Source organism: Brevibacillus sp. RS1.1, from assembly GCF_013284365.1.
Lineage (GTDB): Bacteria > Bacillota > Bacilli > Brevibacillales > Brevibacillaceae > Brevibacillus > Brevibacillus brevis_D.
This window is the reverse complement of record NZ_JABSVA010000001.1, coordinates 720,191-738,719: the sequence shown is the minus strand read 5'-3', so window position 1 is coordinate 738,719 and position 18,529 is coordinate 720,191. Positions and strand designations below refer to the sequence as shown.

The window sequence follows — 18,529 nt, the reverse complement described above, 5'->3', positions numbered from 1 at the left end:
GATGGCTGGTGCATATCAATCGCCCGTTTCCCTTTTGCACGGGGTAGGGGAAGAGCGGGCGAAGGCATTTGCAGGACTGGGAATCAACAGCATTGGTGATTTGCTGGAGTATTTCCCGTCTCGCTATGAAGATTACCGTGTGCGCGATTTGACAGAAGTAAAAGACGGAGAGAGGGTCACGCTGGCAGGTACGGTGTACGGCGAACCCTCTGTTCGTTTTTATGGAAAAAGAAAATCACGATTGTCCGTCAAGGTTGTCATGGACCGTGTTGTAGTGACGGCTGTCTGGTTCAATCAGACGTTTGTCAAAAGCAGGCTGTCGCCAGGCAAGGAAATACTCGTCACAGGAAAATGGGACAAGCACAAGCTGCAGATAACTGTGAGCGAAATGACAGAGGTAGACTCCGAACGTGCGACAAAACGAGGCGAGCTCGCCCCTGTCTATCCACTTGGCGGCGATGTGACGCATACACTGCTGCGCAAAACCATTCAACTGGCGTTGCGCCAGTACGGAAAGGAAATTCCTGAAATCCTTCCTGCGGATATCGTGGAGCGCTACCGATTGATGCCTCGGATTCATGCCTTTCATTCGATTCATTTTCCTGAAAATGCGGAAGATGGTCGTCAAGCGCGGCGACGGATTATGTTCGAGGAACTTTTCTTATTCCAATTGAAAATGCAAACATTGCGCAAGATTAATCGGCAGCAAACGGAAGGCGTTGCACTGGCGATTCCAATGGAAGAGGTACGGGAATTTGTCAAAGGGTTGCCGTTTCCGTTGACAGATGCCCAGAAACGAGTCGTAAAAGAAATATTGGATGACATGCGGGCACCTCATGCGATGAATCGTTTGCTGCAAGGGGACGTAGGCTCGGGGAAAACCGTCGTAGCTGCCATTGCGCTGATTGCTGCGGTGAAAGCAGGTTATCAGGGAGCGCTAATGGTACCGACGGAGATTCTCGCCGAGCAGCATGTGCAGTCGTTGACGAAGCTCTTGTCCGATTACGGCATTCAGGTCGCGCTCTTGTCAGGCTCACTGACGGCGAAACGTAGACGCGAAGTCATCGGCTCTCTGCAAATGGGGTTAATCGATGTCGTAGTTGGTACCCATGCGCTCATTCAGGAGGATGTGTTTTTCTCCCGTCTTGGCCTCGTGATTACGGACGAGCAGCACCGGTTCGGTGTGGAGCAACGGCGAATTTTACGGAATAAAGGCTTGTCGCCTGATGTCTTGTTTATGACTGCAACGCCAATTCCGAGAACACTGGCCATTACGGCATTTGGCGACATGGACGTCTCGACGATTGATCAAATGCCTGCGGGGCGCAAACCGATTGAGACGACATGGAAAAAGCATGATCAGTTTCCGGCTGTGCTGGAGCAAATGCGGGATGAGCTGCGCAAAGGACGACAGGCCTACGTTATTTGTCCGCTTATTGAGGAATCTGAAAAGCTCGACGTGCAAAATGCAATTGATGTACATGCTCAGCTCACACACATTTTCCCTGAATTCGGCGTAGGCTTGATGCATGGACGACTGCCAGCGAAGGAAAAGGATGCCGTCATGCAAGCCTTCCTTGCCGCAGAGCACGCTGTCCTGGTCAGTACAACGGTCGTAGAGGTCGGTGTGAATGTTCCGAATGCCACCTATATGGTGATTTATGATGCAGAGCGGTTTGGTCTTGCTCAGCTTCACCAATTGCGTGGGCGCGTAGGACGTGGCTCCGAACAGTCGTATTGCGTGCTGATCGCCGACCCGAAATCCGAGATCGGAAAAGAGCGGATGCGTGTCATGTGCGAGACGACGGATGGATTTGAGCTGTCGCAGCGCGATTTGGAATTGCGCGGACCGGGTGATTTTTTCGGAACCAAGCAGAGCGGCTTGCCAGAGTTTAAAGTCGCTGATTTATTAAGTGATTACAAAGCGCTGGAGGTAGCGAGACAGGAGACGGTCAAGCTGGTAGCAGAGGATTCTTTCTGGCGGGACGAAAAGTATCACTGGCTGCGTGACTATTTGAAGAATGAGGGCGTACTGGACGGTGTCGTCTTCGATTAAGAGAGGCAGGCCTTCCCACTTCAAGCGTGTGGGGAGGCTTTTTCTATTGGGGGGTGAAACCTTAAGCTGGCATTCGACGTCTATCCTCTGTAAGGTAAATTTTTCTAGGAAGCGAGGCGAGTTTTTTGTCTTTGCGAAAAATTCGGGGAATGAGTATGTCCATTGTGTTCGCATTGATTATTTTGACAGGATCCGACTTCGCGCAAGCAACTTCCACGGACAGTCGGATTGCTCAGACTGGCCCATCCCATACGACCAGCCAAACAACAAAGGAATGGAAGCAAAAGGAACTGCCTTACGACTACGCCGCGATGAAAGAAGACGTGGTCATTCAGCTAAACGATGCTCCACAGCTCCGCTCTCCTCGAAGAACGGTCGTGGGACCTGCACCACAGGCGTACACTCTCTTTTTTAAAGAAGCCGTGAACCGTGGAACGGTCGAAGCAGCTATCCGCAAAAATGCTCAAGAAGAGACCAAAAAAGAGAACTTGGGATTCGTGGAGCCGATTTTTACGTTTCACTGGGTGCACGATCGCCAACTGCAATTGCTGGCTACCCTTCCTGATACGCTTGCCAAAGACAGAAGCTGGACGGAGTATGTTGTAAACGTAGCAGGAGCGAAGACGGTAAAGGGAACCGTGTTTGACGATACGAACAATTTCTCGGCGGTGGTGTTTGCTCCGGCTCAGATATGGCGAGTCTCAGTCGATGGCAAGGTGAAAGAAAAAATGACGGACTTTGCCGTCAGGACTCCCATGGAGTTTATCGACTCTGAGGAACGGTATGTGTTGCTGGAGCGATTTACAGAATATTGTGAGTGCGATGCCCGTTTCCCCATGCTGTATTCGATTTATGACACACAGACAAAAGTACTGACTGCTTATCCAGTGGAGCTCACTGACAATTATAGCGGTGCAGGCGACTTCATGGCAGATCGTCGCGGCTTCTTTTTCGCTCATCCACCGAAAGGGACAGACGTACCGAAAAGCGAGTTTGCCATTCGTGTCAAGGTAGATGGATACGTACATGGAGCCAGCTTTAGCCATGATCGCAAGCATGTATTGATGGCAGTAGGCAAGACTGAACAGAAAACAGATCTCGATCTGGTCGTGTACGATTTGGCGACTGGGAAAGAACGGCGCCTCCCAGGGGTTATCAAAGGATGGGTTCCAACAGATGAGATGAATGGGCAAGTCCAGCCCGTCCGTTTTATGGATGATGGACGTTACGCGACGTTTGAAATGAGAACAGAGGAAGATAGCTTTGAAGAGCTTCGGCAACGCTACGATTGGCAGTCAGGCAAAGTGATCAGCTGGAATCCACCCGTTCCCAAAGAAGCTTGGTCTGGCTATATCCAGTCGACAGATGGCGCCTATCAAATGTATTGGAATGCAGGGGTGTTTAAGGGCGACTTCAAACTGATGGAAATGAAGCCAGAAGCGATATGGATTCCAGGCACTCACCATTTGGTTTATATCGATTGGGAAAAAGCTGAGCAAGGAACAGAGTCTGTGTCGTCGCTCTTCCTGTTCGATGCCGATCGTAAGCAACAAGCTGTGCTGGTGAAGGGACTTCCAGCAAGTGTATCGATTTTGGGAGCGAGCAACGACGGCAAATGGCTGTATGTCACGACTCCGGACGCATTTGCCCCTTAGGCACGTCATATTCCGTTGCCAGCATTGATAAAATGATCAGGGATTCGTAAGTATCGCCCGATTTCAGGCAATCGCGCATGGTTCCTTCTATGTGAAACCCTTCCGATAGGTAAAGGCTGTGGGCCCGGTCGTTCGTTTCTTTTACATCCAGCCAGAGTCGATGGGCTTTTTGTTCGATGAATGCCAAATGCTTGATCTGACGCAGGATGTTGCGTCCGTAGCCCTCTCCCTTCACTGCGATTGTAATACGCATAAGCTCAATACTTTGATGAGGATTGGTCAGCCCGGCGATGATAACGTAGCCGACGGGGTGGCCTGTTTCTTTTTTTTCGGCGATCATATGGAGGATGTCCGGGTCGCCAAGAGCGTTGTGGTGCCGATCTTCGCTCCACGGAATAATGAACGGGGTATTCTCTGGCGCATTTTCTACTTCGCATACGAATGGAATGTCTGCCGGTGTCGTGCGGCGCAAGTGGATGGTCATGTCCTTTAACATTGGCTCACCATGATCAGATTGCCGTCGGGATCGCGGAAGTTGAACCAGTGGCCATGCTGGATAGGAGTGACGACTTCGACTTCGCTTTCTTTGAGAAATGAATAAGAGGCTTCGATATCCTGTGTGTTGAAATGAAACAAGGGAGCATCATCTGTGATGCGCTTCGGAAAGATTTTGCTATCCAGAACGAGCGTCAGTCCGCTTTGTAAAGGAATGCAGTATATATGCCCAAACATAATTTCACCGTCTGCGGGAATGCCCAAGAGACGGCAGTACCAGTCGCGTGCGCGCTCGATGTCGCTGACGGCTACAAAAATAGCTCCGATTTGGGGGAGTAGAGGGGAAGTCGTTGTCATTGGGATAAAGCTCCTTTCCATAGTCGTTTTTACAAGGTCGACCCGTCATAATCGTGCACGAAATGTCGGATCGCCCGATTTTGCATCTGCTATTCTGAGGGAGAAAGGGAGGTCATTACCATGGATTTGCTTGTGAAGCTGAATGAGGCTCTGGACTACATCGAAGACCATTTGACAAGCGAGATTGACTATAAAGAAATCGCCCAGGTGGCTTGCTGCTCCGAGTATCACTTCAAAAGGCTGTTTTCTTTTCTCGCTGGTGTTCCGCTATCCGAGTACATCCGGCGCCGACGCATTACGCTTGCAGCTTTTGAGCTTGCGGACAGCAACGAGCGTGTCATTGACATTGCGATCAAATACGGATACGGATCGGCTGATTCCTTTGCCAGAGCTTTTCAGAATGTGCATGGAGTCACTCCGACAGAAGCCAGACACATCGGCCATTCCTTGAAGGCTTATCCGCGAATGACCTTTCATCTATCCATTAAAGGAGGCAGTGCCATGAACTACCGTATGGAAGAAAAAGAGGCATTTCGCATTGTGGGTCTGAAAAAAAGAGTTCCGTTGATTTATCGTGGAGTCAATCCAGAGATTGCGGCCATGTGGGCTTCATTAGATATGGAGATGATTCAGCAACTAAAATCGCTATCCGATGTCGAACCACTTGGACTGATCAGTGCGTCCACGAACTTTTCAGAAGGTCGGCTGGAATATGACGAGCTCGATCACTATATCGGCGTAGCTACTACAAAAGCTTATCCAGACAATTGGGCAGTACTTGAAGTTCCTGCTTCCACCTGGGCGGTTTTCGAAGCAGTGGGTCCTTTTCCTGATACGCTGCAAGATATCTGGGCCCGGATTTATTCGGAATGGTTTTTATCCTCCGGTTATGAACAGGCTGAGGGTCCTGAGATTTTGTGGAACGAAAGCAAAGACACTTCATCACCAACATTTCGAAGCGAAATTTGGATTCCTGTCGTGAAAAAGTAACCCCTTATTGGATTCGCTCTCGTTTGTGGAACACCTGCCGAGGTGTGCTGGAGTGGTCGCGGCCGAAGCGCTGTGGCAGGCGCAGCAAAAGTGCACCAGCTCGTCGTTTTTCGTCCTCGCATGGAGATGTACATTCGCATCTCCATGCAAATCACTCGTATATTCGAGGCATTTACTGACAAGGTGGAGCCGTACTCGATCGATGAGCAGTTTCTCGACGTGACAGGCAGCGTCCACCTGTTTGGTGATCCGTTGCAGATGGCTGCACAGATTCGGCAGCGCGTTTGGATGGAGACGGGAATCAACTGTCAGGTAGGCATCGGGGAGAACAAGGTATTGGCCAAGATGGCCTGAAGATACGACGCCAAAGAAGTGGTTTAGTTCCCCATGGCTCTGTAAAATAGTAAAATAATTCTTTTTTGTTAACACGGTGGCCCTCACAAGCGCATCAATTCATTGAGATATTCCAAGCGTATTTATACATTGATTTTCTTCACCATGACTTTTTCACCGTTAATATCAATTTCTCGATTGAACTTGAATCCATATTTTTGATAAATACGAATGGCCTGGACATTGTCCTTAAATACACTTAAGTAAATTTTTTTACAGTTATACTGTTTGACAAGATGCTGAATAAGGGCTTCCAATGATTGCTTACCTAAGCCATATCCTTGATAACGGTGGTCAATAAAGTAGCGATCCAACCAAACACGTTTATCTTCTATTTCATCTTCACCCGGGAATTCCCCGTACATCGCAAATCCAACTAAATCTTTGTCAGTATATAGCCCTACTGGCTGATAATAGCTACATGCTTTTGCATCTTGTAAACATTTTTGAGGTGATTCGATAAATGAGGTTTGGTCCTTTTTGACACGTAATTGCAGGATCTCTTGAACATTTTCTGGCGTTATGTCACGAATAATGATATTCATGACTATCAAACCCTTTCCCTTAAATTTATAGTAAGAAATGTACACTATATAGTAACTATATAGTCAAGAGAGGGAGGGTTGTATGTCAGAGGGGACACATAAATATTTCACGACAGGGGAATTTGCGAGGCTATGTCAAGTCAATAAGCAAACATTGTTTTATTATGATGACATCGGGTTAATGTCACCAGATATTAAAAATGAGAAGGGCTATCGATTCTATTCGTATCGACAGTTTGAGTTATTTAACGTGATTGAACTATTAAAAGAGGTCGGGATGCCCTTAAAAGAAATAAGGCCCTTTCTGGAAAACAAAACACCAGAAAACTTTGTTAGCCTTTTAGAAGATAAAGCGTCTACAATTCATCGCAAAATTCAAAACCTGCAGCAAATCCAACAAATGATTGAAACGAAGCTTAGCTTGACCAAGGAAGCCATCAAAACCGATTTTTCACGTATTCATATAGAAGAACTTTCGGAGGAAAAATTATTTACCAGTGATGCCATTCTAGATTGTACGGACCGAGACTTTGTACGGGCTGTTTCTGATTTTATCAATGCGCTCCATACGCATCGGCTCGATACGGGTTATCCAATTGGAGCGATGGTTTCACGTAATCAACTATTGTCAGCAGATTACGAAAACTATTCGAATTTATATATGAAACAAACAGAAAATCATGAAGCGATAACTTGCTATACAAAGCCAAAGGGGTTGTATGTGGTTGGCTATCATATTGGAAAGAGTGAAAGGATTACTGCAACTTATGAAGAAATGCTTGCATTTATAAAAGCCCACGAACTTCAAATCAGGGAATATTCGTATGAAGAATACGTACTAGATGCGGTAACCAAAAATACTAGCGAAGAGTATGTGACAAAAATAATGATAGAGGTTCGAAAATAACTTTTTCACGTATTGGGAAATGATTTTGTCCCGATTGTTAAGAATCAACTCATGCGTCTGTTGAAATAGGAAAATAGAAGTATCAGATATCGTTGAAATGCGTCAGATCGATTAGAGTCTGGCGCTTTTTTATAGTGATGTAGCAAGATTGTTGAATTAAGTGGCAGCGTTTTGAACGAATTTCAATTATGATGTTTGTGGCAACGCTGCTGGTTGGGTTTCTTTCATAATTGACTATAGAAATGAGGGATATAATGGACAAATGGGAAAGGATTTGGGGGCAGAATAGTATTGAAGATATCGATATACACTTACGTAATGCTGCGAGAAACTTGCACAAACTAGAAACCGTTGATGAAGCACTGCTGTTTCTAGTAGAGTCATTTTGGGATGAGTTTGTCTGTGACTACGTTGCGATTATTCAAAAATCAGAGGATGTCTTGAGCATTAAAATAAGAAGAGGAGACTCACAGAGTTTTGAGAAGAAGTTTCCATTATCGTGTTCGTCTTGTTTGGAATGCTGTTTATCTAAACCACATTGTTCTATGGATGATATCGATGTATGGAAGAGTTGTGATCTGCTTAGAGAATTTGAGAATGAAGGTTTTGTTACCTGGTTTACCTTTCCAATGAAGGAAAGCGACTCCACCAGTTTTGATGTCTGTGTTGTTGGGTATCGGGAGGCGGCTCCCTTGAATATCCAAGCGGACAAGTCCTTTGAGGAATATGGGAAAGATTTCGCAATCGTAATGGAAATGGTAAAAAACAAAGAGAAAGAAAAGCAGAAATTGAAGGCAGAACTGGAAGACAAAAATCGTTTGGAAAAACGAATGATTCACTATAAAGAATTAGTAACACTGGCTCTGGTAGGTGACGGTTACTTTGAGATTACCAAAACCTTCTCACATTTGATTGGAAAAACAGTTATTCTATTTGATCGTTTCCTGCATCCGATCTTCAGTTTTTTCATAGGAGAACGTAATGAGGAGCTAGAGGAAATCGTAAGACAACTAAATGTAAAAGCATGGGAAATCATGAATATACCTGATCGAGAGCAGTGGCTCCAATATGGGGAAGACAATCATCTTGGAATATGGAAGGTAGTTTGTGGCAGTGAGCTATCCGGGTATGTAGGTGTGAAAGCAAGTAAACAGGAGTTCGATCTGGAAATGCGAATGACACTGAAGTACGCTTTGGATGTATATGCGATTCAGATCAGAAAGCAAAAACTTGTGGCAGATGCAAAAGAACAGGTTAAGGACGGTTTTATCCATCAACTTTTCCTGGAAAAGATTGAAGATAAAGAAAAAATGATCGAATATGCCAATCTGTTTAATCTCAATCTGTTTGAACCTAATAGAATTGGTGTATTATCTATCGAATGTAATCATAGAGAAGCGGATTTACAATCAATTGAGTTCAAGATGACTTGGATATGGGAAAAAATCAGAACAGCATTACACCTCTTTGATCGAAATATTATCGTAACGCAAAAAGAGGGGCGCTATGTTCTGATTGTTCCTGACCAAAAAGAAAAAGACAGCAACCTCTATTGGAAACTGATTCATAAACAAATTAGAGATGTTGTTTCACCAATGATACAAGGAATTGAAATTTTTTTAGGAATAAGTTCTAGTACACAAACCATAGAAGACTACCACATTTGTTATCGCCAAGCTCATCAAGCTTTGAAAATCGTAAGTAACCGCGTTTCAAACAAACATATACAAAACTTTGACAATCTTGGCTCTCTTTCTATTTTATTTGATCTTGAAGAAAGTTTTGCGACAAAATTGTTCATCAAGAAATATCTAGACCCGTTATTAAACTACGGAAATGAAAAAGGAAAAGACCTGTTTGATACTTTGCGGGTGTATTTAAGCATGAACGGGAATTTAAAAGAAACTGCAGAATATCTTTTTATTCATCGAAGTTCACTGAAGTATAGATTAGAAAAGATAACAGACTTATTACAGCTGGAGCTGAATGATCCGGAAGAGCGGTTTAATCTCATGTTAGCCTTTAAGCTGTACGATTTATTCGAACAAAGAAACCTCCACCGTGGATGAAAAAGTATTCATTTTTCGTCTGCTATGAACATATTTCTCTACCTATATTTTATATATCATTCTTCCTGGAGTGGATTGTAGACACGCTAGGAAAGGTGATTGTATGAAGCTAAAGAAGACGTTGAGTGTTGCTCTTGCCTCTCTCTTAATGAGTACACTTTTCTCAGGATTTGCACAGGCCAAAACAAATGCAACGAACCCCATCAGTAAAAAGGCAGATGTCATATTGCAAAACGGTACTGTTTACACCGTTAATGCAAAGCGTGATTTTGCTGAAGCTATAGCGATCAGTGATGGGAAAATTGTATATGTTGGCACCAATCAAGGAGTAAAACCTTTTCAAAACTCAAAGACCAAAGTGGTTGATCTTGGCGGAAAGATGGTTCTTCCTGGTTTTATTGATAGCCACTCTCATGTGACGGCAACCGTTGAAACAATCTTCTCAGTGAATCTGGTTGGAAAAGAATCGCGGGAGGATTATCTCCATACAATTAAAGAATTTGTTCAAAAGAACCCTAATCTTAAAGGTTTGAAGGGATTTGGCTGGGTAAACCCTGTGTTCCCCGGAAAGGGCCCGAAAAAAGAGGATCTTGATCAAATCGTAAAGGATATACCTGTTGTCTTGACCTCAGGAGACCATCACTCGGTGTGGGTGAACTCGAAAGCTCTTGAACTGGCCGGTATTACCAAGGATACCAAGAATCCAAACGGCGGCGTAATTGAGCGAGACGATGTTACGGGGGAACCTACTGGTACTCTTCGTGAGACCGCTCAAAATTTGGTTATGGAGATTATTCCGGATTACTCTGAAGAAGAGTATAAGGAAGGGATTTTAGCGTATGAGCAGATGGCAGCAGAAAAAGGGATTACTTCTGTCCATCTTGCACTAGCTGTTCCAGGTAGTAATGCCCTAAATGCATTAAAGGCTCTTGAAGCAGAAAACAAGCTTCATCTCAAATATCGTGTTTCATTGGCCACTGACCCTTCCAAGGGTCCGTCACAAGTAAAATCGTTGGTAGAAGAACGGGCGAAACTAAACGGACCCGATGTCCAGGTAAACTCGGTGAAGGTATTCATGGATGGTGTAATCGAGGGAGGAACAGCTGCACTAATTGAACCATATAAGGATAAGCACAATGCAAAACCGCAATGGGACCCTCAAGTCTTTAAGGAGACAGCTGCTGCATTGGATAAAGCAGGTTTTGCCATGCACGTTCATTCTGTTGGAGATGCTGCCACAAAAGAAACCTTGGATGGTTTTGAATACGCAGTAGAGAAGAATGGAAAAAGAGATTCTCGCCATCAGATGACTCATCTTCAAATTGTTCAGCCAAGTGATATTCTGCGCATAGAAAAATTGAAGGTTGTGGCTGTCGCCAATCCATATTGGTTTATTAAATCACCAGGCTATTATGAAAATATTGAGCTGCCTTATCTCGGAGAGGAACGGGCGAGTCGTGAGTATCCGATGAAGAGTCTGATTAATAACGGAGTGAAAGTGGCCTCTGCCAGTGACTATCCGATAACGTGGGAATTTGATCCATTATACGGAATACAAGTAGGTGTCACCAGAGAGGCGTTTGGAAATACCGATCCTAAGTTAGTGCTCGGACCTGAAGAAAGAGCATCGGTTGCTGATTTGATTGCTAGTTTCACGATTAATGGTGCCTATGCCAGCTTTTCAGATAAAATCACTGGTTCCATTGAACAAGGGAAGGAAGCAGATCTTGTTGTGATCGATAAGAATCTCTTTAAGATTCCTTCAATAGAAATTGGTAGTGCAAAAGTATTGTTGACGATGGAAGCAGGAGAAGAAACCTTCAGGGATGCCACGTTAAAATAATGAACTACCTGGGGCTGTCCTAAAAGGGTAATCCGAATGACAAAATCCCAAAAAACATCCCGTTTCACACTCTAGGGTGGAACGGGATATTTAATTCCCTACCAAGTGCCGCAAATTATTTTATTTTATATTCGGGCATACGATGTCTCGTACAAGGTGTACATAATGAGTGCAAAAACTATTGGTGAGCGAGTCAAATTGGTAAGAAAAAACATGATATGACTCTAGTTAATTTTACCAAAAGTCTTGGTATATCACATGCAAGTTTAAGCGAAATTGAATCAGATAAATCAACTCCTTCTATAGAAGTATTAGTATCTTTGGTAATTCAATACAAGGTCGATATGCATTGGCTTATTTTAAGTAAAGAAATGGTCTATACGAAGAAAATGGAGAATGATGAAGTAATTGATTATATTAACCTAAAATTACTGCGATATAAATGAGTTGGATTTCCATTCCAGGAAGAAACAATAATTTTAATGGCTATATTTATGGCTATGGGAACGAACATTTCATTCCGGCAGATGTCCAATGCCACGTTTTAAATGCCCGCCAAAACGTTTTATGAAATAAAGTGTCACTTATCTGCAACTATCTTTATTATATCGCTTGTTTATAATACCCTCATAAACATCGACACACCTTATACGAAGAGAGAGGAACCCAACATGAATTTCAAAAAAATCATCGTCGGCACCATACTGACATCCGGCGTAGTGATCGGCATCTTACTCGCTATTAACTATGACAAAGTAGAACACCCAGCACAGCATGTTGCACAGGAAAGCGGAAAAACTAACCTTTACACTAACCCTCAAGCAAAATTCAGCTTTAAGCCTCCAACTTCTTGGAACGGAAATTATAAGGTGAACCAATACGAAGGTGCAGATGCAGACAAAATTCTGCCATCTGCCAAACATGTAGTGCAGTTCGATTATGCGACAAAGGATGGAAAAGATTCTGAAACGCTTCTGATGATCTCCGTTTTTACGAAAACGGATTGGACTCGCCTCTCTAGCGAAGCAGGTCCGCCTGTCGGGACATCCATTACAGAATCAAATGACATGGTGTATGTGTATACAACTCCACAGTCCAATCCGTTTGATTCCCAGTCAGAAGACGGTAGCTGTTTGACCAACTATACGGTGATTTGAATATAAATGAATCTTTCGCACTTCTAAAATAAGACTGTTATTATTTGTTGTACTCTGAAACCCAGAACGGAACAAACCAATTCTCTCTACATTGGACGCTGCCGTGTGGGACGTGGAACCGCCTTTTGCCGTAGAGATACCGCGTACAAATGCAACGGTTCCGAAGGCGTTAGGTCCTCTGAGACAAGAATGAACGGCTTTTCCGGAAAAGTGGCTATCTGCTCACTTCCAGACAATTTGTACATAAAGGAGCAAAAATGAAATGCAGTGGATAAGGGATATAAAAGTAAGCAAAAAAATATTATTGCTTATGATAATGGCAGTTGTATTTTTAACCATGGTAGGGTTCGTGGGGGTTACATACATCAAAAGTATGGCGGAAAATTCAACTGAAATGTATGAAGATCGGATGAATTCAGTAAGATGGCTTTCTGAAATCCGACTGAATAATCGTGTCGTTGAGGTAAATACATTAGGCTTATTACTAACGAAAGACCCGAAAGAGAATGAAGAAATGAAGAAAACAATGAACGACAGGAAGCTAGCCACGTCACAATTGATAAAAAGCTATGAAAGAACAAAAATGGATGAGCATGAGAAAGAGTTATTTCGTCAATATAAAGAGTTGCGCAATACATACTGGGGAAATGTGGAGAAAGTAATTGCTCTGGCGATGGTCAATAAAAATGATCAAGCTTACCAATATTATGTACAAGATGTTAGAGAGACTCGTGCGCAGTTGAGTGGTAAGCTGGAGAAACTGGCGGATTACAATCAGGAAAGAGCGGAAGAACTCTATAAGACAAATAGTGCTTATGCAAAGGGCGCGATTACTTGGACAGTTATCATTACAGTGGTTGCGATTGTATTATGTGCGCTTCTCACTTTAGTCATTGGTCGCATCATTACGCGTCCGCTTCACATGATGAAAGAATTAATGATAAAAGCGGAGCAAGGCGATTTAACCGTACAAGGAGATTATCAAGCAAGAGATGAGATTGGGATGCTAACCCAATTATTTAACAACATGATGCGCAGTGTACGTAGTGTCGTGCAGCAGGTAAACACAAATGCAATGGAATTATCGGCAAGTTGTGAGGAGTTATTGGCAACGGGTGAACAGGTAAAATACGCGGCAAGTCAGATTTCAACAACAATTCAAGAAGTGGCAGGAAGTGCAGAGTATCAGCTGTCCGGTGCTGATCAAGTAAATCAAGCCGCTGTAGAAATTTCTAAAGGAATGGAGCAAGCCGCATCTTCTATGCAGGCTGTAGCCGATCTGACAGTAACGGCAAATCATAAGGCGGCGACAGGGAACCGGGTTGTTACAGAAACAGTAGCCCAGATTGAGCTTGTCCAGCAAAAAGTGAATACGACAGCGTCAGTTGTTGATACACTTGGTGAGAAGTCGAAAGAAATTGGGCGGATTGTTACGCTGATTACAGAAATCTCCAATCAAACGAACTTGCTTGCCTTAAATGCAGCGATCGAAGCAGCAAGAGCAGGCGAGCATGGAAGAGGGTTTGCGGTTGTAGCAGATGAAGTGCGAAAGCTGGCGGAGCAGTCAGGACAGGCATCTGAGGAAATCGGGCAGTTGATTTCTGAAATTCAGGCAGAAGCAGGGCATGCAGTGCGTTCGATGGGAGAAGGAACGTCTGCTGTTCATAAAGGGATTGAGATGGTTCAGCAGGCAGGTGAAGCGTTTCATGATATTACGAATATGGTGGAACATGTTTCGGTACAATCACAGGAAGTGTCTGCGATTGTAGAAGAAGTAACGGCGAGTTCGCAGCATGTGGTGAAAATGATAAGAGGGCTTGCAGATACTTCACAGCAATCTATGACCCATACACAAAATGTGTCTGCAGCAGCGCAGGAACAGTATTCATCGATGGAAGAAATCGCTTCTGCTATTGAAGTAGTAAGCAGAATGGCGGAAGAATTGCAACAATCCATAACTAAGTTCAAAGCATAAAAGTACAGGAAACAGTCAAAAACCTCTTGGGTAATGTAGTGCACCCCTTAATGTAGACATTGGAAAAGCACCCTGGTGTTAAAATCGATGAATAATTGATATTATCCCCTTTGAGTAGACAGTGTAAAAAGCCCTCCCACCTAATGCTGGGTGGTACACCCTACTTGGAGGGGATTTTCCCATGGCTAAAAAAGGTCAAACATTCAAGCGATATTCCGAGGAGTTTAAGCTGAGCAGTAGACATGTACGAACAAGGAGGCATGGGTTATAGAGCAATAGCTAAAGAATTGGGATACCTTGTAAAACGCAAGTTCTGCAATGGGTTCAAAAGAAAAATAGTGGTCAAGGTTTTGTCGATCAGAGAGGGAAGAATTGTTCTAGTGACAACTCCATTTGTTGGTCGTCCAAGAACCAAGTTTACTACTGTGGAAGAAGAAAGAGACGTGTAGAAAGCAACCCTACATTCAGATTAGGGCTTCCAATATACAATAAGCGAATAAAGGAACTTGCCATAAGTGGCAGCCACTCCCCAATGGAAACTGCCTTGATAACGCCTAGGTCGAATCCTTTTTCACGCATCTCAAAACTGAGACATTGTACTTTACTGAGTGTAAGACAGAGAAGATCTCATTTAAGTCATTGAAAAATACAATTGGTTTTATAACCATGGACGGTTTCAGAAAAAAATTAAACCAGTGTGCCCCGGTAGAATACCGAAACACACTGGTTACTTATGCTTTTTTATTTTGTCTACTTAACAGGGATAAGACGAGGGGATTGGTCTTTTGATTGTCGTGCAACTCATTCAACGTATTTAGTTTACGTTCGTTTCTTTGTTCATGTCTGAATTGGCTTTTCGTATTCGCCAACACGCCCACGCACTGAAGCCGTATAATAGCGCGCTCGTATAAAACAACGCATTTATTGTTAGCCAGTCGATGAGGTAGCCCCCAAGAATCACAGCAAAGCCAGATGAGACCGAAGTCCAAAAATGATAAGAACCGATGATTGTTCCGCGGGCTCCGTTTTCCGTGTGATCTGCTAACAATAGCCGTTCGCTCATTTTTTGCATGGCACTACAGCTTCCCATAACAAACTGGAGAACTAGCACCCACACATATGACGTCACCCATGGAAAAGCAAGCATCGCTAACATCATACCTAGAGAACTAATCATGAGGATTTGAATGCCATGCCTGTCCAATCGTGGAGCAAGCCATTGGGAAATGGCCGCAGAGCTTATCGTAAAGACGGCAAAAGCTAGTCCGTACTTGGAATAACTGTTACCTAGATTCTTCAGAAATAGCAAATAGTACGGGTATACCATACCCGCGGCTAGCGTAACGACGCTTTGTGACCGAATGAGCCATTTTACCGTCATGCCCTATTCCCCCTTATATTGTTCATAAAAATAGTTCATGAACAAATGTTCCCGATCATATTGATCCTTCTTCACGAAAAACTCTTTATACCGCGGATATGCAGCTTGGAACTGCTCTAAGCTCGGATAAGCAGCGTAGGGCAAATAATAGGTTCCGCGATGCCTGATGACTTCGTCGATAATTCGTTGGATTCCCTTTTTAAATGAGCTCTGCCCTTGCTCCTCCAAAGGAGCGTTAAACAAGCATACGAGCGCAAACATATCCTCACGCGCATACGACAAGGTCGCTTCCTCGTCCTGATTCACGTAACGAACCGTAATGTTTAGTAGATTTAAATTTTCCTGTGGCAAAATCGTTTTCAGGTGATGTACAAAATCAGCGAACTGGTCGACAGGAATGAAATATTCCTGAAGAAGGTCGTTCTTGCCAATCCCTCTGTACTCCATAAATTCTGTTTCTGAACGCATAGCGTTATTGCGGCTGATTACGTTACCTTGCTGTACCTGGAAGAATTTTTGCTGGAGATCCCAGAACATATTTTTCCCCCAGTCAAAAGAACGATTGAGATGAAATAAAAGCTTAGTAGGAATGACCAAATCCTCTGTCGCTTTTAACGTATTGTGCTCTATCAGGGGGACGGTCTTGTCCACCGTATAGTTAATGGCATACATGTCTGTAAGAAAATGATCGGGCGCCACTGATATTCGTGCGTAATGCATGTGAATATCCGGATTTGATTTGACCTGGCTCAAGAAATAGTTGCTGTACTCGTCAACCGTCATGGCCTCAGACGTCGTCCTGTAGATTTCATCTTCTGTAAGTGTCAAGGTTACATCTAAAATAATCCCGAATAACCCATATCCTCCGAGGACAAGTGGAAATAAGTCAGCATTCTCCGTTCGGCTGACTTGCTTAATCTCACCCTTTGAAGTCAACAGCCGAAAGGACTCTACGCTTTTGATCAGCGAGCCGTTACGGATATCCCTACCGTGAGCGTTAATGCTAATCGAGCCACCCACGGTAAAAATATTTTGTGATTGCATCGTCTTCACCGACAACCCGTAGGGATTTACCTTGTCCTGAATATCTTTCCAAGTTGCCCCTGCTTGAACGCGAATGACTTTCGCTGCTGGGTCAAACGATACGATTTTGTTGAAATGAGTCATGTCAACGACAATGCCGTCCTTGTAATAAGTGTGGCCGCCTTGACTGTGCCGCTGTCCGGCTATGGAGACGGTCAGGTTTTTATCTCTTGCTTCTTTTAGTAAATGAATTAGTTGCTCTTGTTCTTTACCATCCACCACTCGCTCGACTTTTACAGGATGCAGCCTGCTATAGTCTGTGATTAGAAAGGGATCCTGATCTATCGTATCCAGCAATCTGTAATTAACAAGACATAACGCAACAAGCAACAATAATGTAATACTTTTTTTCATGGAATCTCCAACCCTTTGCTTTACTGGACTGATCATCTTTCAAACAGTCGTCTCATAGCGAGCACGGTGTTAAACATATCAAAGGAACCGAGATCAAGACAGTACCATCTTTTTTTAGTACCTCGTTGGATTGGCTGATTTCGGAGGTTAAATTTGAGAGATCAAGGGGCAGTCAAACGGGCCGATAAAGCATCCCATTTTAAAGGAGGAAAACAAACGTCAAGGTTACATTTCTGGGGTCACTTCACCAATGATTATTTTTGTTTTCAATTTCCTGAGGAACAGGGGTTTGTTGGAATAATACACATGCTACTGGTTACATTAATGAAAATTGGATTGAACCTAGGTGAAGAACATTGAGGGATCATTTCTTCCCTACCTCATGCATAAAGGGAACCGAGTGGACGTTTCTCGGATTGCTATGTTTCATGATCAACGACTGACAGGGGTACTGAGCCCAGATGAATCAACCATGTGTCTATTATTACAAGCAAGCAAGGGGAAGCTGGCGAGATTCACACAAAAAATAAGTGCGCAGAATGGCAAGTCAAACATCAAAGATTTTATAACCTTTAACGTAGATAAATCAAAACGAGAGATGGAAGTGTCTGTTCAACCGGACGGTCAAATTTCCGTTAAGCTGGATTTAAATTGGAAAGCGAGTGTTGAGGAATATCCCAAAGATCACTTGAACGGTAAAACCATGATTGCACAGTTAAACCAGCTTTTATCCAAAGAAATGACTGATTTAGCTAAAAAAACACTGAAAAAAATGCAAAATGCCCGCTGCGATGGATTAGGTATCGCCAGGCAGCTCATGGCTTACCATCCTGAAACTTGGAAAAAACAAAAAGAAAATTGGGGGAGCTATTATCAAAAAGTGAAGTTCGATCCTAACATTCAGGTGGAAATTAGGAAAAAAGGGATTATAAACTAACCATGTGAACTATCATTTTCCTAATAAAAGACAAATGAAGAGATTTAATCAAGTTCCCACGATGGAACGAAGCTCGTTTATTTAGATTACATCCGAGATACGAGTATATCTCGGATGTAACCAAGGAAAAGTAAACGGCTGTAAATCGCCTCTGTTCATTCCAAGCAGAGTGTTAGACTTCTGTACGGTGCACTTTCCCCCTATCCAGAAATAGACTCTAACACAGTGGTCGAAAGGTATGCTTTGTCCCTGTTACTAATATACGCTTTGCAGCTGAGCCCATCGGGACGTGGAATATTGACCGCCCCTCGATACACTGCAAACCACTTAGG

Annotated in this window: 15 protein-coding genes and 1 pseudogene; 11 read left to right on the top strand and 5 right to left on the bottom strand. The window is 43.6% G+C overall.

Features of this window, described 5'->3' with window-relative positions:
• The first annotated feature begins 1 nt into the window (after position 1).
• Both recG and HP570_RS03335 read left to right on the top strand, forming a co-directional pair.
• A complete protein-coding gene (gene recG, locus HP570_RS03340) occupies positions 2 to 2,056 on the top strand; it encodes an ATP-dependent DNA helicase RecG (RefSeq protein WP_015891976.1) in 2,055 nt (684 codons plus the stop codon).
• 155 nt (positions 2,057 to 2,211) lie between these two features.
• Complete coding sequence (locus HP570_RS03335; RefSeq protein WP_173625131.1) at positions 2,212 to 3,711, top strand: hypothetical protein; 1,500 nt, start codon at positions 2,212 to 2,214, stop codon at positions 3,709 to 3,711.
• On the opposite strand, the gene HP570_RS03330 is transcribed toward HP570_RS03335, so the two are convergent.
• Together HP570_RS03330 and HP570_RS03325 are read right to left on the bottom strand one after the other, a co-directional pair.
• A complete protein-coding gene (locus HP570_RS03330) occupies positions 3,683 to 4,195 on the bottom strand; it encodes a GNAT family N-acetyltransferase (RefSeq protein WP_173625130.1) in 513 nt (170 codons plus the stop codon). The two genes, HP570_RS03335 and HP570_RS03330, sit on opposite strands and share 29 nt — an antisense overlap.
• A gap of 5 nt (positions 4,196 to 4,200) precedes the next feature.
• Positions 4,201 to 4,563 (bottom strand): VOC family protein, encoded by a 363-nt coding sequence (locus tag HP570_RS03325; RefSeq protein WP_173624888.1) that lies wholly within the window; start codon positions 4,561 to 4,563, stop codon positions 4,201 to 4,203.
• A gap of 120 nt (positions 4,564 to 4,683) precedes the next feature.
• On the opposite strand from HP570_RS03325, the gene HP570_RS03320 reads away from it, so the two are divergent.
• Positions 4,684 to 5,553, top strand: a complete 870-nt coding sequence (locus HP570_RS03320; protein WP_173624887.1) for an AraC family transcriptional regulator — start codon at positions 4,684 to 4,686, stop codon at positions 5,551 to 5,553.
• 49 nt (positions 5,554 to 5,602) lie between these two features.
• Positions 5,603 to 5,904, top strand: a pseudogene (locus HP570_RS03315) (Y-family DNA polymerase); the annotation flags it as partial.
• Between the two features lie 125 nt (positions 5,905 to 6,029).
• Here the strand turns inward: HP570_RS03315 and HP570_RS03310 are convergent.
• Positions 6,030 to 6,491, bottom strand: coding sequence for a GNAT family N-acetyltransferase (locus HP570_RS03310; protein WP_173624886.1), 462 nt, complete (start codon positions 6,489 to 6,491; stop codon positions 6,030 to 6,032).
• An 82-nt stretch (positions 6,492 to 6,573) separates the two neighbouring features.
• Here HP570_RS03310 and HP570_RS03305 point away from each other — a divergent pair, with 82 nt between their 5' ends.
• From HP570_RS03305 to HP570_RS03280, 6 genes are all read left to right on the top strand, one after another.
• Entirely contained in the window at positions 6,574 to 7,398 is an 825-nt protein-coding gene (locus HP570_RS03305; RefSeq protein WP_173624885.1) for a MerR family transcriptional regulator, read from the top strand.
• A gap of 254 nt (positions 7,399 to 7,652) precedes the next feature.
• Positions 7,653 to 9,467 carry a PucR family transcriptional regulator gene (locus HP570_RS03300; RefSeq protein ID WP_254494998.1) on the top strand — a complete coding sequence of 605 codons (1,815 nt, stop codon included), beginning with the start codon at positions 7,653 to 7,655 and terminating at the stop codon, positions 9,465 to 9,467.
• A gap of 103 nt (positions 9,468 to 9,570) precedes the next feature.
• Positions 9,571 to 11,310, top strand: coding sequence for an amidohydrolase (locus HP570_RS03295; protein WP_173624884.1), 1,740 nt, complete (start codon positions 9,571 to 9,573; stop codon positions 11,308 to 11,310).
• A 218-nt stretch (positions 11,311 to 11,528) separates the two neighbouring features.
• Positions 11,529 to 11,756, top strand: a complete 228-nt coding sequence (locus tag HP570_RS30010) for a helix-turn-helix domain-containing protein (protein ID WP_173624883.1) — start codon at positions 11,529 to 11,531, stop codon at positions 11,754 to 11,756.
• 225 nt (positions 11,757 to 11,981) lie between these two features.
• Positions 11,982 to 12,467 carry a hypothetical protein gene (locus tag HP570_RS03285; RefSeq protein WP_254494996.1) on the top strand — a complete coding sequence of 162 codons (486 nt, stop codon included), beginning with the start codon at positions 11,982 to 11,984 and terminating at the stop codon, positions 12,465 to 12,467.
• A gap of 262 nt (positions 12,468 to 12,729) precedes the next feature.
• A complete protein-coding gene (locus HP570_RS03280; protein WP_173624882.1) occupies positions 12,730 to 14,442 on the top strand; it encodes a methyl-accepting chemotaxis protein in 1,713 nt (570 codons plus the stop codon).
• An 814-nt stretch (positions 14,443 to 15,256) separates the two neighbouring features.
• Here the strand turns inward: HP570_RS03280 and HP570_RS03270 are convergent.
• Together HP570_RS03270 and HP570_RS03265 are read right to left on the bottom strand one after the other, a co-directional pair.
• Positions 15,257 to 15,823 (bottom strand): MFS transporter, encoded by a 567-nt coding sequence (locus HP570_RS03270; protein WP_173624880.1) that lies wholly within the window; start codon positions 15,821 to 15,823, stop codon positions 15,257 to 15,259.
• 3 nt (positions 15,824 to 15,826) lie between these two features.
• Positions 15,827 to 17,260, bottom strand: coding sequence for an FAD-binding oxidoreductase (locus tag HP570_RS03265; RefSeq protein WP_142496540.1), 1,434 nt, complete (start codon positions 17,258 to 17,260; stop codon positions 15,827 to 15,829).
• A gap of 346 nt (positions 17,261 to 17,606) precedes the next feature.
• On the opposite strand from HP570_RS03265, the gene HP570_RS03260 reads away from it, so the two are divergent.
• The gene (locus HP570_RS03260; protein ID WP_173624879.1) at positions 17,607 to 18,197 is read left to right on the top strand and encodes a Ger(x)C family spore germination C-terminal domain-containing protein; all 591 of its coding nucleotides are present in this window, start codon (positions 17,607 to 17,609) and stop codon (positions 18,195 to 18,197) included.
• Positions 18,198 to 18,529 lie beyond the last annotated feature (332 nt).

Coding starts and splice junctions, on each gene's coding strand:
- recG (WP_015891976.1), top strand. CDS start 2: ATGGCTGGTGCATATCAATCGCCCGTTTCCCTTTTGCACGGGGTAGGG.
- HP570_RS03335 (WP_173625131.1), top strand. CDS start 2,212: ATGTCCATTGTGTTCGCATTGATTATTTTGACAGGATCCGACTTCGCG.
- HP570_RS03330 (WP_173625130.1), bottom strand. CDS start 4,195: ATGACCATCCACTTGCGCCGCACGACACCGGCAGACATTCCATTCGTA.
- HP570_RS03325 (WP_173624888.1), bottom strand. CDS start 4,563: ATGACAACGACTTCCCCTCTACTCCCCCAAATCGGAGCTATTTTTGTA.
- HP570_RS03320 (WP_173624887.1), top strand. CDS start 4,684: ATGGATTTGCTTGTGAAGCTGAATGAGGCTCTGGACTACATCGAAGAC.
- HP570_RS03310 (WP_173624886.1), bottom strand. CDS start 6,491: ATGAATATCATTATTCGTGACATAACGCCAGAAAATGTTCAAGAGATC.
- HP570_RS03305 (WP_173624885.1), top strand. CDS start 6,574: ATGTCAGAGGGGACACATAAATATTTCACGACAGGGGAATTTGCGAGG.
- HP570_RS03300 (WP_254494998.1), top strand. CDS start 7,653: ATGGACAAATGGGAAAGGATTTGGGGGCAGAATAGTATTGAAGATATC.
- HP570_RS03295 (WP_173624884.1), top strand. CDS start 9,571: ATGAAGCTAAAGAAGACGTTGAGTGTTGCTCTTGCCTCTCTCTTAATG.
- HP570_RS30010 (WP_173624883.1), top strand. CDS start 11,529: ATGACTCTAGTTAATTTTACCAAAAGTCTTGGTATATCACATGCAAGT.
- HP570_RS03285 (WP_254494996.1), top strand. CDS start 11,982: ATGAATTTCAAAAAAATCATCGTCGGCACCATACTGACATCCGGCGTA.
- HP570_RS03280 (WP_173624882.1), top strand. CDS start 12,730: ATGCAGTGGATAAGGGATATAAAAGTAAGCAAAAAAATATTATTGCTT.
- HP570_RS03270 (WP_173624880.1), bottom strand. CDS start 15,823: ATGACGGTAAAATGGCTCATTCGGTCACAAAGCGTCGTTACGCTAGCC.
- HP570_RS03265 (WP_142496540.1), bottom strand. CDS start 17,260: ATGAAAAAAAGTATTACATTATTGTTGCTTGTTGCGTTATGTCTTGTT.